The following is a 15506-nucleotide window of genomic DNA, read 5'->3' as shown; positions in this document are numbered from 1 at the left end:
CATTATAAACAAAACTAAGTTAAATATGCTAGCACCTTGTCTATATTTTTCAATATTAGACTAATTTTTTGCGAAAATAGTAAAATGAGCGTCTAAAAGACGCCCATTCTACCTAACTCCAGTCACATGCCACTTATGCTGTCTTAAAGCAGGACAACCGGCTTTCACAATTCTTTTTTACATATTTCTACGGTATTGTCCGCCTACTTCATATAATGCTTGAGTGATTTGTCCTAAACTAGCAACGCGAACAGTATTCATTAGCTCTTCGAATAAATTGCCATTTTGACGAGCAACTTGTTTTAATTGTTCTAAAGCAACCTGTGCTTCTGATTTATGTTTCACTTGGAATTGTTCTACATGATCAATTTGCGATTGTTTTTCTTCGTAGCTTGATCTAGCGATTTCCATCGTATTAATTGATTCCATTTGTTCGTTAGGATTGATATAAGAGTTTACTCCTATAATTGGAAGTTCACCATTATGTTTAAGTGTTTCATAATAAAGTGATTCTTCTTGAATTTTGCCACGTTGATATTGAAGCTCCATCGCACCTAATACGCCACCACGGTCACTGATTCTCTCAAACTCTTTTAAGACTGCTTCTTCTACTAAGTCTGTTAACTGCTCAATGATAAATGATCCTTGGATTGGATTTTCATTTTTTGATAGACCATTTTCTTTTTGAATAATAAGCTGAATCGCCATTGCTCGACGTACAGATTCCTCAGTAGGAGTTGTAACAGCTTCATCATATGCATTCGTATGAAGTGAGTTACAGTTATCGTATAAAGCCAGTAATGCTTGTAAAGTTGTACGTATATCATTAAACGCCATCTCTTGAGCATGTAATGAGCGACCTGATGTTTGAACATGGTATTTAAGTTTTTGGCTACGTTCAGATGCACCATATTTTTCTTTCATCGTAACAGCCCAAATTCTTCTCGCTACACGTCCGATTACAGAATACTCAGCATCAAGCCCATTACTAAAGAAGAATGATAAATTATGGGCAAAATCATCAATTTTCATGCCTCGACTTAAATAATATTCAACGTAAGTGAATCCATTTGATAAAGTGAATGCAAGTTGTGAAATAGGATTTGCTCCAGCTTCAGCAATATGATATCCAGAAATTGAAACCGAATAATAATTACGAACACTATTATCAATAAAATACTGTTGTATATCGCCCATCATTTTTAAAGCGAATTCTGTTGAGAAAATACATGTATTTTGACCTTGATCCTCTTTTAAAATGTCAGCTTGAACAGTACCACGAACTTTTTGTAAAGTTACTCGCTTTATTTCTGTAAATTCTTCAACTGTTAAAATACGACCTAATTCTTTTTCTTTTATTTCAACTTGTTGATGGATAGCAGTATTTAAAAACATAGCTAAAATAATTGGTGCTGGACCATTAATTGTCATAGAAACAGATGTTGAAGGACTACATAAATCAAAACCATTATAAAGCTCAATCATATTATCTAAAGTACATACATTAACTCCACTCTCACCAATTTTCCCAAAAATATCAGGACGGATTGCTGGGTCTTCTCCGTATAGAGTTACTGAATCAAATGCTGTACTTAAACGTTTAGCTGGGTCATTCTCACATAGATAGTGGAATCGTTTATTCGTTCTACTTGGAGGCCCCTCACCAGCAAATTGTCTCTTTGGATCTTCATCTTGACGCTTGAATGGGAACACTCCAGCTGTAAATGGGTAATATCCAGGTACGTTTTCTTTTGCTACCCATCTTAATAAATCTCCATAATCTCGATAAGTAGGTACAGATACTTTCGGTATTTTTGTGCCCGATAAAGTTGTAGTTGTTAACTCAACTTTAATTTCTTTATCTCTAATTTTTTGAATTAGTTGATCTTGTGAATATGCTTCTTTAATCAATTTAAAATGATTTAGTGCTTGTTTTGTAGATGGAGCAAGAGATTCTTCAAATTTATTTTTCAAATCTACTAATGTATGTTTTGCATCTTCAATATTTTGTGACTCTATTTCAGACAGTGTTCCTTCAATTTGATAAAGCTTTGAAGCTTTTGCTGCCTCAACTTCAGTGTTTTCGTGATAGTTTCTTACAGTTTCTGCAATTTCTCTTAAATAAAAACGACGATTACTTGGAATAATGACATGTTGTTTCTCAACATTACCCGGCTTAATATATGTCGTATTCCACTCATTTGTAGTGTGTTTTTCAATTGATTTTGTTAAAGCTAAAAATAAATTATTAGTTCCTGCATCGTTGAACTGGCTAGCTATTGTTCCATATACAGGCATTGTAGCGATATCATCATGGAAAAGATGACGACTACGTTGATATTGTTTTTGAACAAGACGTAATGCATCTTCTGAGCCTTGACGTTCAAATTTATTAATTGCAATCAAGTCTGCAAAGTCAATCATATCAATTTTTTCTAATTGCGAAGGTGCTCCAAATTCACTTGTCATAACGTACAGATGAATATCACTGTACTGCGTAATTGCAGCATCACCTTGACCTATACCACTTGTCTCAACAAAAATAACGTCAAAGTCAGCTGATTTTAAGATTGAAATCGTATCCTCTAATGCATTTGAGATTTCAGATTGACTATCTCGAGTAGCTAAACTTCTCATATACACATTTGGATGATGGATTGAATTCATACGAATACGATCACCTAATAGTGCCCCACCTGTTTTACGTTTTGTTGGGTCAATTGAAACAATACCGATTGTTTTTTCTGGAAACTCTTGAATAAAACGGCGTACTAGCTCATCTGTTAATGAACTCTTACCCGCTCCACCAGTACCAGTCATACCAATTACTACACTTTTATCAGTTTCTGATTTTTCTAATGTTGCGGCCATCTCTAAGCTTGAATCTAGAGAACCTTTATTTTCAGCTAAAGTAATAAATCTAGCAATTTCTTTATGATTTGTAGCAGATAGTTTTTGAACGTTTTCTAAGTCCTTCAAAGGTGGAAGAAAATCTGTGCTTTGTAACATATGATTAATCATCCCTTGAAGACCCATTATACGGCCATCTTCAGGTGAATAGATTTTAGTGATTCCGTATGCTTCTAACTCCTCTTGCTCCTTAGGTAGAATTACGCCACCACCTCCACCAAATAACTTGATGTGAGAAGCGCCTCTTTCTTGAAGCAAATCGTACATATATTTAAAGTACTCCATATGTCCACCTTGGTAGGAAGAAATTGAAATACCTTGTACATCCTCTTGAATTGCTGCGTTAATAATTTCTTCAACAGAGCGGTTATGGCCTAAATGAATTACTTCAACTCCATTTTCTTGCAATAATCTTCTAATCATATTGATTGACACGTCATGGCCATCAAATAAGCTTGATGCAGTAACGAAACGAATCTTGTGCTTAGCTTGATACTTTTCTACCATACTAATCATCCCCCAGAAATATAATTGCCTTTTTTTGTAAAAGAAAACTTGGTAAAGGGCTATCCATATTCCTTGTACCAAGCGATCCTAATCTTTCGTAATGCGAAAAGAAGAATAATATTATTTTTTATAGCATTCTTGAGATTACTAGTCTTTGAATTTCTTGTGTTCCTTCATAGATTTGAGTTATTTTAGCATCTCTCATAAAGCGTTCCACTGGATAATCCTTTGTATATCCATAGCCACCGAAAACTTGTACTGCCTCTGTTGTAACCTTCATCGCAGTATCTCCTGCTAGTAATTTAGACATAGCAGATTCCTTACCATATGGAAGTCCATTAGATTCTAACCAAGCAGCTTGATAAGTTAATAGACGAGAAGCTTCGATACTTGTAGCCATATCAGCAAGTTTAAATGAGACACCTTGCTGAGCAATAATTGGTTTGCCAAATTGAACACGCTCTTTAGCGTAATCAACTGAAGCATCTAAAGCACCTTGTGCAATACCTACTGCTTGAGCAGCGATTCCATTTCTACCACCATCAAGCGTTTGCATCGCAACTTTAAATCCTTTACCTTCTTCACCTAATAAGTTTTCAGCTGGGATGCGGCATTCTTCAAAGATAATTTCAGTTGTCGGCGATGAACGAATACCTAATTTACTTTCTTTCTTACCAACTGAAAAACCTGGTGTATCACTTTCAACGATAAATGCAGAAACTCCGTGTTTATTTGTAGGATCTGTCACAGCAAATACTACGTAAATTTCCGCTTCTCCACCGTTTGTAATAAATATTTTTGAACCATTTAATATATATTCGTTTCCTTCTTTTCTAGCAGTCGTTCTCATACCACCAGCATCTGACCCAGATCCTGGTTCAGTTAATCCATAAGCACCGATTTTTGTTCCTTGTGCTAACGGTTTTAAGAATTTTTGTTTTTGTTCTTCAGTACCAAACTTATATATCGGCCAACTAGCTAATGAAGTGTGGGCTGATAACGTTACACCTGTTGAAGCACAAACCCGAGAAAGCTCTTCAACAGCGATAACGTAAGCTAAATAATCACTGCCGATTCCACCATATTCCTCTGGGAATGGAATTCCTGTTAATCCCAACTCAGCCATTTGATCAAAAATTGAACGATCAAATTTTTCATGCTCATCACGCTCAGCAGCTGACGGAGCAACCTCATTTCTAGCAAAATCTCTTACCATTTTACGAATCATTTCATGTTCTTCACTTAAACGAAATTGCATAGATCATTTCCCCCGATTTTTGCTAGGACAAGTATCACAATCAAATGAAAGGTTGTAATTAAAGATAATTATTTTATATCCTATTCCCCTTAACTTAATTGCTCCCTTATCACTGCCATGTTGTTTTTGTCGATTTTTGTAAGCGTTAACAAAATATTTTCTACTTTGACTAAAAAGATAGTCTACTTCGTATAATATTAGACAAAAATCTGAAAATTCCTGTTATTTTTTGTAGAAAAATTTTTAAGTCTGGAAGGAAGGAAAAACAGGGTCAAGTTAATACGCAAAAATAGAAAAGCAAAAAAATAACAGCTTAAGGGAGGCAGTACTTAGATAGAAGGAAACATTCCCCTCCACACCTTTCCTGCTCTTCCATACACTGCTATTCTTGCTTTTCCCTCTTATCGTACCTCTACTAAGACTGCGTCTCCTTGACCACCACCGCTACAAATTGCAGCAATTCCAAGGCCTCCGCCTCGTGCTTTTAATGCATTAATTAAGGTTACAATGATTCTTGCACCACTTGCTCCAATTGGATGTCCTAGAGCAATCGCTCCACCATTTACATTTATTTTTTCTAAAGGTATATCCGCAATTTTCGCACTTGCTAAAACTACTGCTGCGAATGCTTCGTTAATTTCAAATAAATCAATATCTGATATCTTTTTATTTGTTTTTTGTAATAATTTTTGAATGACATATCCCGGAGTTCTAGGAAAGTCTTTTGCTTCTACAGCCATTGATTCTGTTGCAACGATTGTAGCTAAAGGTACATAGCCATTTAGTTTTGCTTCTTCCTCACTCATTAATAAAAGTGCCGCACCTGCGTCATTTAATCCAGGTGCATTTCCAGCTGTGATTGTTCCGTCGCGATCAAATGCTGGAGATAGCTTAGCTAGTTTTTCAATAGTAGTATCTTCCCTTGGACACTCGTCTACTTCTATTTTTGTTACGACTCCTTTTTTGCCAACTGACTCAATCGTTACAATCTCTTCTTCAAATTTACCTGTTTTAATCGATTCAACCGCAAGTTGTTGACTACGAAGTGCCCACTCATCTTGTTGCTCACGAGATATGTCTTCAAGTTTAGCAACTTCACTTCCGTATGTGCCCATATGAACTCCAGTAAATGAACAAGTTAAGCCATCTACTAGAAGGCCATCCTTTAATTCTGTGTTCCCCATTTTATTTCCCCATCTTATAGAGGTTTGATAATAAGGTGTATTGCTCATTGATTCCATTCCACCTGCAACAATACGTTTACTTTCACCAGAACGAATCAATAAATCAGAAAGCATAACGCTACGCATACCAGATGCACATACTTTATTTATTGTCTCTGATCTTGTTTCCCAAGGTAATCCTGCATTACGAAGTGCTTGTCTTGAAGGTAATTGTCCTTGTCCACCTTGTAAAACTGTTCCCATTATTACATCATCAATCATTTCTAATGGATGGTTAACACGGTTCAATGTCTCTTTAATTGCGATACCACCTAACTGAGCAGCACTAAAGCCCTTTAAGGCGCCTCCAAAACGTCCGATTGGTGTACGAACTGCACTTACTATAACTGTTTTACTCATCCCATTTTCCCCCTTAAAATTTTATCTATTTCTCCTCTATAATAAAATTCTATAATCAATCAATTCACCAAATAAAAAAACGCTGACAGGCAGTCTGAAAGGTGTACAAGTTGCACACCTTTCATTGCTATTTTATGAAGATTGAAAAGTTATAGAACTTTTATGAAGCTTGGTTTTGTTTGTCACCAAAAATCGATAACTCTAAAAGCTCTGCTATATCTAGTGTTTTAACATTTTCTTCGACTTCTTTTGCTTTTGTTCCATCTGATAGCATTGTTAAGCAATAAGGGCAACCTGTTCCAATTACATTTGGACTAACTGCAAGTGCTTGTTCAGTACGTGTTACATTAATACGATTACCAACATGCTCTTCCATCCACATTAATCCTCCACCCGCTCCACAGCACATACCTGTTTCGCGCTTACGCTCCATTTCAACTAGTTTGACACCAGGAATTGCACGAAGAATATCCCTAGGAGCTTCATAAACTTCATTGTATCGACCTAAATAACATGAATCGTGGTAAGTAATCACTTCATTAACTTGATGAACCGGTTTTAACTTACCCTCTTTAACCAATTGAGATAATAATTCTGTATGATGATAAACTTCTATTGATAAACCAAAATCAGGATATTCATTTTTAAATGTGTTATAAGCATGCGGGTCAATTGTTACTAATTTGCTTACTCCCGATTTTTCAATTTCTGCGATATTATTACTTGCTAACTCTTGGAATAAGAATTCTTGACCTAATCGTCTAGGTGTATCACCAGAATTTTTCTCCTTATTACCTAAAATTGCAAACTTAATTCCAGCTTCATTCATTAGTTTCGCAAATGCTAATGCGATTTTCTGGCTACGGTTATCATATGAACCCATTGCACCAACCCAGAATAAGTACTCAATTTCTTCTCCAGCTTTCTGAGCTTCTTTTACTGTTGGGATATGGATACTTTCATCAAGTTCTCTCCAGTTTTCACGGTCTTTACGATTTAATCCCCATGGGTTTCCTTGACGTTCGATATTTGTCATTGCACGTTGAGCATCTGGTTGCATCTTACCTTCCGTTAAAACTAAATAACGACGTAAATCAATTACCTTTTCAACATGCTCATTCATTACAGGACATTGATCTTCACAATTACGACAAGTTGTACATGCCCAAATTTCTTCCTCAGTAATTACATCACCAATTAAACTTGGACTATATTCCAATGTTGCTGCTGATTCTTGTTTTCCTTGTGAAGCAAATGCTAATTGATTTCCTTTTGTTTTAGAAAATGCAACTGTTGGAACCCAAGGTGCACGAGATGTTACAACTGCCCCTGTTTCAGTTAAATGATCACGGAGTTTTAAAATTAAATCCATCGGTGACAGCATTTTTCCAGTTGCAGTAGCTGGACATACATTAGTACAACGACCACATTCTACACAAGCATATAAATCAATTAATTGTGATTGACGGAAGTCGCTGATTTTTCCAACACCAAATGTTTCTTGTGTTTCATCTTCAAAATCTATTTTTTCTAATTTTCCTGCTTTCGTTAAACGATTAAAATACACGTTTGCTGGACCAGCAAGTAAATGTGCGTGTTTTGATTGAGGTACATATACTAAGAACGTTAAAAGTGAAATTAAGTGAGTCCACCACGCAACATAAAATAATGAAATTGATAAAGGCTTACTAATACCGTTAAAAACTGTTGCAATTAATGATGCGATTGGTTCATGAAAGCTTGTTGCTTCACCATGCCAAATGATTCCCACACCATTACCAAAAAGCGTTGATAACATTAATAAACCAATAAAAATAAGAACTAAACCGCTTTTCCAACCTCTTTTTAGTCGAACTAACTTCTCAATATATCGTCTATGGAAGGCCCAAACAACTGCCACCAATATAAGTAACGCAATGATTTCTTCAAAAAATGTAAATGCACCATATAAAGGTCCAAGAGGTAAATGTGCGCTAGGAACAAGACCTCTTATAATAAAGTCTAAAGCTCCTGCTTGAACTAAAATGAATCCATAAAAGAATAACAAATGAATAAATCCACTTTTCTTATCCTTTAATAGCTTTTTTTGTCCAAAAACATTGACCCAAATTTTTTGAAAACGTTCTTTCAAATTTCTTTCAAATTCTTCTTTTTTACCTAATTTAATGTAGGCAAGTCTTGTTTGAATCAGGTAAACGAATAAATAAATTGCATAAACTGTAATTGCCACAAACCCTAGTGCGTTCAAATACAAAAGTGCATGATTCATGATGTATTCCTCCCCCAATTTTCCCGGTTATAAAGAAAACGCTTACTGTTTAAAAATTTATAACCATAATAATATTCAGAAAATATATAATTTAATTATATTATGAATGACTATTCAGTCAAATACTTTTTCATATTAAATTGGCTCTTTTTCATATTCTTCAATGGATATGGTCATACTATCAACACGTAAAAGGTAAAGGAGTTTAATTATATGATTCTTTTCATTTGCTTAATTGCTCTACTCTTTCTTATACTCCTTGCTAGCTTAGATCTTTATTTTGGCTATAAAGCATTTCATAAATATGATAAAACTTGTCCATTTAAAAAAAGATATAGTGAGACAATGTTAATAACAGATGGTAATGATTTGTACAAGCATCTTCTAGACGATATAACAGAAGCAAGTAGTAGTATTTCGATGCTTTTTTATATTGTTCGAAATGATGATACATCCGAAAAATTTTTATCATTACTTGAAAGAAAAGCTCAGGAAGGATTACAAGTACGCCTCCTTGTTGATTGGATCGGAAGCTTTAGGCTTAAGCGTAAAAGAATAAAAAAACTAATAGAAAATGGCGTAGAAGTACTTTTTAATCGGCGAACGGGATTTCCATTTACCCTTTATCGTTTTCAACATCGTAACCATCGAAAGATTACTGTAATAGATCAAAAAGTCGGTTATTTTGGTGGTTTTAATATTGGCAAAGAATATATTGGTTTTGATGAAGATTTAGGTTATTGGAGAGATTATCATATTCGAATGACAGGTGAAGGTGTAAAAGATTTACACATTCAATTTTTAATAGACTGGGTTAGAAGTGGCGGAGAATCCTTTACGTTAATTAATGACGATGAATTAGCAAAAGGGAAAATCGAGCATCACTTCTATTCTTCGGACTTTGTACGCATTGAGAATCTATATAAAGATTTAATAGATCAGGCAAAAAAACATATTTATATTGGTACACCTTACTTTATTCCGACAAAAAAACTGATGAACGCACTTCTTGCCGCTCTTAAACGAGGTGTCCACATATGCGTAATGGTGCCGGAAAAAGAAGACCACAGACTAGTTAAAGAGGCGAGTTTTCCACATCTCCTTTTAATTTTAGAAGGTGGTGGGGAAGTTTTTCATTATCAGAAAGGGTTCTTTCATGCCAAAGTACTACTCATCGATGATTGTTGTTGTGATGTAGGATCCGTTAACTTTGATCGTAGAAGTCTTTGCATAAATGATGAATGGAGCTGTATTTTTTCAAGTGAGTCTTTCATATTGAAGATTAAGGAAATATTTACAAAGGACTTAGAACGCTCAAAATCATATCCTATTGAACATTATAAAAATACAACATTCTTATGGAAATGTCGCAAGCTTTTATCTAAGCTTCTTTCTCCATTAATGTAAACATTTGTACATATACAAAAACCAAGGTAGAGGTGAACAAAATATGATCATTCGATTTGGATATGTATCACATGCATTATCTTTATATAATTGTTCACCTGCAAAAACTCTTACATTTACACGTTATAAAGCCCTTGACCTAGAAGAACGTTTAGAGAAATTAATTTCTGTTACATCGCAAAATATTGAAAATACGTATAGAGCACTTCATTATAATGTGGGACAACAAATTCCCTTATATAGAATGTCCTCTTCAATGGTCCCTTTAGCGACTCATCCAGATGTAGAATTCGATTATATAAATATTTTTCACAAACAGTTTAAAGAAATAGGTGATTTTATCAAGAAGCATGAATTAAGAGTTAGTTTTCACCCTAACCAATTCACGCTTTTTACAAGTGAAAAACCTCATATAACTGATAATGCTGTGATTGATATGGAGTATCATTATAAAGTTCTTGAAGCAATGGGTATTTCTGACCAAAGCGTCATTAATATACATATTGGAGGAGCGTATGGAAATAAAGAGCTTGCGATCCAACGTTTTTATGAAAATATAAAAAAGCTCCCTACTCACATAAAAAAACAAATGACGCTAGAAAATGACGATAAAACGTATAATACAGCTGAAACACTAATGGTTTGTAAAAACGAAGGTATTCCGCTCGTATTTGACTATCATCATCATATGGCAAACTTATGTGAAGAACCATTAGAGAAATTATTACCCATTATATTTTCTACTTGGGAGCATACATTTTTGAAGCCTAAAATTCATATTTCATCTCCGAAATCCGATAAAGAGTTCAGAGCACATTCAGATTTAATTGACATTGACTTTATTAAGCCCTTTTTTGACATCGTCAGATCAATTGGAAGTGATATCGATATAATGATTGAATCGAAAAAAAAGGATTTAGCTCTATTGCAATTAATGGAAGATATAGCGAAATGGAGAGGTTATAAGCGAATAAGTGGCGGTATGATTGAAGTTACTTAAGTTCAGTACCAAAGACATAACAGCAGGAAATAGATGAAGAAAGCAATTAATAGGTTCATTTATGCTTACCGCAGCCCTTAAGGAAGTTTAACTTACCTTGAGGGTTTCTTTTGCTTTAAACTAACTGATTACTTATGCAAAGAATACTATGATGTATTATAGATATTCACCTACAAGACTTACTTCAACTCTACTATAAAGGTGGTTTGTATATGAGCTATCAAAATGCGTTACAACAATACATAACTGCAACAAATACACACGATTTTAATCAAGTAAAAAAATATATACACAAGGACGCCATTTATTGGTTTTCAGACAAAACCTGTACTTCTTTACTAGAAATTCAGCAGTATTTTGAAAATGCTTGGAATGTAATTCAAAATGAAGTTTACAAAGCTACAAATGTAAAATGGTTAACTACCGATCACAATTCTGCAACATGTACTTATCAATTTCAATATGAAGGATATTTGAAAGGAAACTTTGTATCCGGTCATGGTAGAGCTACCAATGTATTTATAAAAAATGACCATGGTGTTTGGCTGGTTATTCATGAGCATTTGAGCGGTATTTCCTAAGCCTTTATTCTTTCATGGGATTAGTTAAAAAACAACCTTGTCAGTTAAATTACCAAATTTTCGTAAAAGGAGTAGAGTGATGTTGATTTCCACTACAGGATGCTCGCTTTCCATGGGGCNNTCCCATAGGAGTCGAGCACTATCCGCTCCAATCAACTTAATCATCCAAAAAAGTCTGAAATAAACCCTAATCAAATAGCCTTTACTTAGAGTAACCTAACTGTTATGTAGAAAAACTAATCAACTGAATTTGTTTTTCTAAACATTAGGTCATAATATTTTCAACTTCTGAAAAAAATCATTACTAGTGATTATTGGAGTCAATGAAATTACTCAAACATATTAACATTTAAAACTATTAATTGATCATCCAAAAAATGATAATTTCATCATTAAATAAATGTTCATTTAATGTCCGTTTTCCCTATTGACCATTTTATTTTTCAACACTCTGAAAACACTCAGATTATTAATCTGAGTGTTTTTCATTACCATTTTGCCAGCCATTATTTTTCTCGTTTTTATAACGGTTATTACAGCCATGGCAGCCTTCTTTATTTTCATTTCTTCCTTGATCATTATTACTTCTTCTTAATTCGTGGTCATCTTTATAGTCATTTTTTTTTTTGTCTTGCTGGTTTTCATAGTTATTATGTTGTTTCTTTTGATTTTGCTTCGATGATTCATGGTGTTCGCCTTGATTTTTATGATTCCATTGACGCTGCTTATTTCCCCAGTGCTCATCTTGATGTCTAACATTCTTAACTTCTTCTTTTGAATGACTATTATTAGTATTTTTTTCTTTTTCGATTATAGGTGACTTTAAACTAGAATTATTCTTGTAATTGGTTTCACCTTTTGTCACTTTTGTTGAATTAGAATTTATACTTTTTTCTTGTTTATTTTGATTTAGACTTTGATTTTGAGTTTTAACCTTTGGTTGATTTAATTCCTTAGAGTTTTGGATATTAAAATGATTATTACTATCCTGAATATCCTTCAATTCATGATTTAGCTCACTTTGTTTATTTCCAAATTCTTTTCTCATCTCACCAGTTAATTTAATTGTTTCATCTGGTTCAATTACTTTAGATTTCTCCATTTCATCAACTAAATCATCCATAACTAAATGTAGTGGCTCATTTTTCCAGTTATCCATTTTATCGATCAATTGTTTACCTTGGTTATTGTGACCTTTTAATGCAATAACCTTTAACTGTTTGTCCAATATTAAAGATACCTTTGCTTCTGAATCAATTGTAACCTTTCCTGCTGCCAATGCTTCATTGTTGTTCAAATTTACAAATATAAAAGAAAAAAGAATTAATCCACTCGCAATTACGACAGGTATCAATTTAGGGATGCTCAATTTCATTTTTTTATTTAAAATGATTGCATTGTTGGGGAACTGAATTTCTTCACCGATCGAATAAGATGACAATAATTTTTTACATTTTAAGTATTCTCCGTTAGCTGTTAGTACAACCACGGAAGAATGATTCACTTTTAATACAATACCATTGTTCATCTTCAGTTCCCCCTTTTTAAATAGTTTTTTAAATAAATATACTCATTGACGCTAATGATACTCATGGCAATTATATATTTTCTATGTTTTTCTAGCGATTTTCGACTTATATTAACTTTAGTTTCAAGTTTTTTCATCGGTAATTTTTTCTTTTTATATAGAAAAGTTAACATTTCTTCATCAGATGTAACAAGGTCTACAACTGAAAAAATATGCTCCCTTGTATCTTCATGTTTAGGCGAAACCTCTACTAAAGTTTCTAATGAAATTCCAAATTGTTTTAGCATCTCACTGAAATGAATAATTTCTTCTTTACGGTTTACTTCATCAAAGTTTTTTATATAAGAGCTATACACATGGTCATCATATTGTTTATGTATATCATCTGAACCGTTTTGTTCTGAGGTCAACGATTGGTATTTAGATTCCTTCCTAAAGAAATCGATTAATTCTCGTTTTATGATCAATTTAGCAAAAGATAGAAATGAAGCACCTTTTTTATATGAATATAGTTTAATGGCTTCATGAAATGCATTTAAACCGATACTAAATTCATCTTCTTGATTAGTAATATATCTTCCACAAATAGTGGAAACAGTTTTGTTAATAAAAGGAGTATATTGAACTATAAAATCATCTAGTTCTTTTGATGAAGACTGTTGTATTGTTAATACAATATCTTCAATTTTTTCTTTTCTTTTATAAAGCGTCTGAAAAATTGTAAGTAACAAGACCCGATCTCCTTTCAAAAGAGGATTGCTTAGCCATTAAAACTTAATGGCGCCTCCACTCATTATATAATCAAATGAATGTATGAGGCACCATTTTAATTTAATCAGTTAAACTTAAGCATATCGCATCTTATGAAATGTTTCATATGATTTTATTGAAAGGTCAATGGAAATAATTACTTATTAATGTTTACCATGTCCATTTCCATGGTTTTCACCTTGGTTATTTGAATTATCATTTTTTTTCCACTCTTGCTTTTCATTTCCCTTATGGTTTCCACGATTTTCATGTTCACCTTGATTTCTATGGCTTGTACCATTTTCGTGTTTTACTTCATGTCTTACTTCATGTTTTACTACATGTTTTTCTTCATGTTTTTCTTCTTTTTCAACTTTTACCTTTTTTACTTTAACTGGTTTTACTTCTTTTGACTTATGTTGATGTTCTTCCTTATGCTCTACTGTTACAGGTTTTGTAGCAACTTTTGCTGCATCATCTTTATCATCATTTTCACCTTGAACATCTTCATTAACATTTTTCACGTCTGTGTCATTTACGTCTTCAATTTTAGTCACTGTTGTAATAACTTCTGGTGTAGTTGACTGATCTGTAGTTGAATCAGGGTATTGAACTGTAATAACTGGTTTTAGAGCAGTTGAATCCTGTTCTGTATGCTTTAAGACTTTCTCTAATCTTTCAGAAATTTTGTTAAAGCTCTTTTCTATATTTTTAGCAATCGCAGCTTTTGCTTTTGGATTTTTAACTTGATCTAAAACATTTGCTAAAACAAGTAAATTGTTATTTAAATGGTGTTGAATTTTTGCAATTTCTTTTTGCTCTTTTGTTAATTTTTGTTTTTCATGTTTTTCAACATGTTCTTTTTCTGTTTCAGCTTTTTCTTGATCTTCTTTATCTGAATCTTGTTTGTCTGTCTCAGCTTTTTCTTGATCTTCTTTTTCTACTTCTTGTTTGTCAGTATCTTGTTTGTCTGTCTCAACTTTTTCTGTGTCTTCTTTTTCTACTTCTTGTTTGTCAGTATCTTGTTTGTCTGTCTCAACTTTTTCTGTATCTTCTTTTTCTACTTCAGTTGAATCTACTGCCGGGTTCGTAGTAACAGTACCTTCTGTTGTTGTTTCTGAAGTCGTTGGCTCAGAAACAGCTGGAAGTTTACCATCAAGTTGACCTTGAGCAGTATCCATTTGACTTAAAGCTTCTTTTAATGTTTCTTTTGCTAAATCTTCTTTGCCTTCTTTAATTAGTTCTCTTGCTTCATGAATGCGCTCTTGAGCAAATTGTGCTAAAAGTTCTGCTTCTTTCACTTTGTCTGTTGTTAGTAACAGTTGAATTTTTTCTACTGTTGTTTTTACAAAATAGAAGAAATCGCCCTTAACTAATGCAGGTGCTTCTTCCTTTTGGTCAGTAGGTGAAACTGTATCATTTTCTGCAGCAAGTACAGAACTAGAGAATCCTAACTGAGATAATAATAATGCTGTTGCTGTTGTATGTACTAATAATTTTTTCATGAATTTTTTCCCCTTTGTAAAAGTTTCTTTATTTATTCTCACTATAACTATTCGCAGAGAATTTCATTTTTTAGGGGGTCATTTTAAAAAAATTTTAAAAAATTTATAAAAAAATGGTGAAACTTGTTTTCTTTCCCTATTTACCGACAAAGTTGTGCAAAATAACTTACTAAAAAAATACAAAATAATACTTTAGAAATTTGATTAA

At 33.3% G+C, this 15506-nt stretch carries 10 protein-coding genes; 3 read left to right on the top strand and 7 right to left on the bottom strand.

Annotated elements, in window-relative coordinates; all coding sequences use genetic code 11:
* Positions 1 to 177: 177 nt before the first annotated feature.
* The 4 genes from icmF to COE53_RS02400 all read right to left on the bottom strand — a co-directional run bounded on the left by icmF (position 178) and on the right by COE53_RS02400 (position 8527).
* The gene (gene icmF, locus COE53_RS02415) at positions 178 to 3417 is read right to left on the bottom strand and encodes a fused isobutyryl-CoA mutase/GTPase IcmF (protein ID WP_069033718.1); all 3240 of its coding nucleotides are present in this window, start codon (positions 3415 to 3417) and stop codon (positions 178 to 180) included.
* Positions 3418 to 3544: 127 nt separating this feature from the next.
* On the bottom strand, positions 3545 to 4675 hold the full coding sequence (locus tag COE53_RS02410; RefSeq protein ID WP_069033717.1) for an acyl-CoA dehydrogenase: 1131 nt from the start codon (positions 4673 to 4675) through the stop codon (positions 3545 to 3547).
* A 401-nt stretch (positions 4676 to 5076) separates the two neighbouring features.
* Positions 5077 to 6258, bottom strand: a complete 1182-nt coding sequence (locus tag COE53_RS02405; RefSeq protein WP_069033716.1) for an acetyl-CoA C-acetyltransferase — start codon at positions 6256 to 6258, stop codon at positions 5077 to 5079.
* A 160-nt stretch (positions 6259 to 6418) separates the two neighbouring features.
* Positions 6419 to 8527, bottom strand: coding sequence for a heterodisulfide reductase-related iron-sulfur binding cluster (locus tag COE53_RS02400; protein ID WP_069033715.1), 2109 nt, complete (start codon positions 8525 to 8527; stop codon positions 6419 to 6421).
* A gap of 213 nt (positions 8528 to 8740) precedes the next feature.
* On the opposite strand from COE53_RS02400, the gene cls reads away from it, so the two are divergent.
* The 3 genes from cls (at position 8741) to COE53_RS02385 (ending at position 11515) form a co-directional block, all read left to right on the top strand.
* Positions 8741 to 9934, top strand: a complete 1194-nt coding sequence (cls, locus tag COE53_RS02395; protein ID WP_069033714.1) for a cardiolipin synthase — start codon at positions 8741 to 8743, stop codon at positions 9932 to 9934.
* Between the two features lie 43 nt (positions 9935 to 9977).
* Positions 9978 to 10934, top strand: coding sequence for a UV DNA damage repair endonuclease UvsE (gene uvsE, locus COE53_RS02390; RefSeq protein ID WP_025569254.1), 957 nt, complete (start codon positions 9978 to 9980; stop codon positions 10932 to 10934).
* Between the two features lie 212 nt (positions 10935 to 11146).
* Positions 11147 to 11515 carry a YybH family protein gene (locus tag COE53_RS02385; RefSeq protein ID WP_069033713.1) on the top strand — a complete coding sequence of 123 codons (369 nt, stop codon included), beginning with the start codon at positions 11147 to 11149 and terminating at the stop codon, positions 11513 to 11515.
* Between the two features lie 469 nt (positions 11516 to 11984).
* On the opposite strand, the gene COE53_RS02380 is transcribed toward COE53_RS02385, so the two are convergent.
* From COE53_RS02380 to COE53_RS02370, 3 genes are all read right to left on the bottom strand, one after another.
* Complete coding sequence (locus tag COE53_RS02380) at positions 11985 to 13043, bottom strand: anti-sigma factor domain-containing protein (RefSeq protein WP_069033712.1); 1059 nt, start codon at positions 13041 to 13043, stop codon at positions 11985 to 11987.
* Between the two features lie 2 nt (positions 13044 to 13045).
* Positions 13046 to 13774: an RNA polymerase sigma-I factor gene (gene sigI / locus COE53_RS02375; protein WP_069033711.1), complete on the bottom strand. Its 729-nt coding sequence runs from the start codon at positions 13772 to 13774 to the stop codon at positions 13046 to 13048.
* A 183-nt stretch (positions 13775 to 13957) separates the two neighbouring features.
* Positions 13958 to 15298 (bottom strand): DUF5667 domain-containing protein, encoded by a 1341-nt coding sequence (locus COE53_RS02370; RefSeq protein WP_069033710.1) that lies wholly within the window; start codon positions 15296 to 15298, stop codon positions 13958 to 13960.
* Between the last annotated feature and the right edge of the window lie 208 nt (positions 15299 to 15506).

Source organism: Bacillus sp. AFS029533, assembly GCF_002585125.1.
GTDB lineage: Bacteria > Bacillota > Bacilli > Bacillales > Bacillaceae_G > Gottfriedia > Gottfriedia luciferensis_B.
Note: the sequence above shows the minus strand (reverse complement) of the source record. Positions and strands in the feature narration are given on the sequence as shown.

Excerpts from the sequence above, each read along its gene's own strand:
- COE53_RS02410 (WP_069033717.1), bottom strand. The coding sequence starts at position 4,675 with ATGCAATTTCGTTTAAGTGAAGAACATGAAATGATTCGTAAAATGGTA.
- COE53_RS02400 (WP_069033715.1), bottom strand. The coding sequence starts at position 8,527 with ATGAATCATGCACTTTTGTATTTGAACGCACTAGGGTTTGTGGCAATT.
- uvsE (WP_025569254.1), top strand. The coding sequence starts at position 9,978 with ATGATCATTCGATTTGGATATGTATCACATGCATTATCTTTATATAAT.
- COE53_RS02385 (WP_069033713.1), top strand. The coding sequence starts at position 11,147 with ATGAGCTATCAAAATGCGTTACAACAATACATAACTGCAACAAATACA.
- icmF (WP_069033718.1), bottom strand. The coding sequence starts at position 3,417 with ATGGTAGAAAAGTATCAAGCTAAGCACAAGATTCGTTTCGTTACTGCA.
- COE53_RS02370 (WP_069033710.1), bottom strand. The coding sequence starts at position 15,298 with ATGAAAAAATTATTAGTACATACAACAGCAACAGCATTATTATTATCT.
- COE53_RS02380 (WP_069033712.1), bottom strand. The coding sequence starts at position 13,043 with ATGAACAATGGTATTGTATTAAAAGTGAATCATTCTTCCGTGGTTGTA.
- COE53_RS02405 (WP_069033716.1), bottom strand. The coding sequence starts at position 6,258 with ATGAGTAAAACAGTTATAGTAAGTGCAGTTCGTACACCAATCGGACGT.
- cls (WP_069033714.1), top strand. The coding sequence starts at position 8,741 with ATGATTCTTTTCATTTGCTTAATTGCTCTACTCTTTCTTATACTCCTT.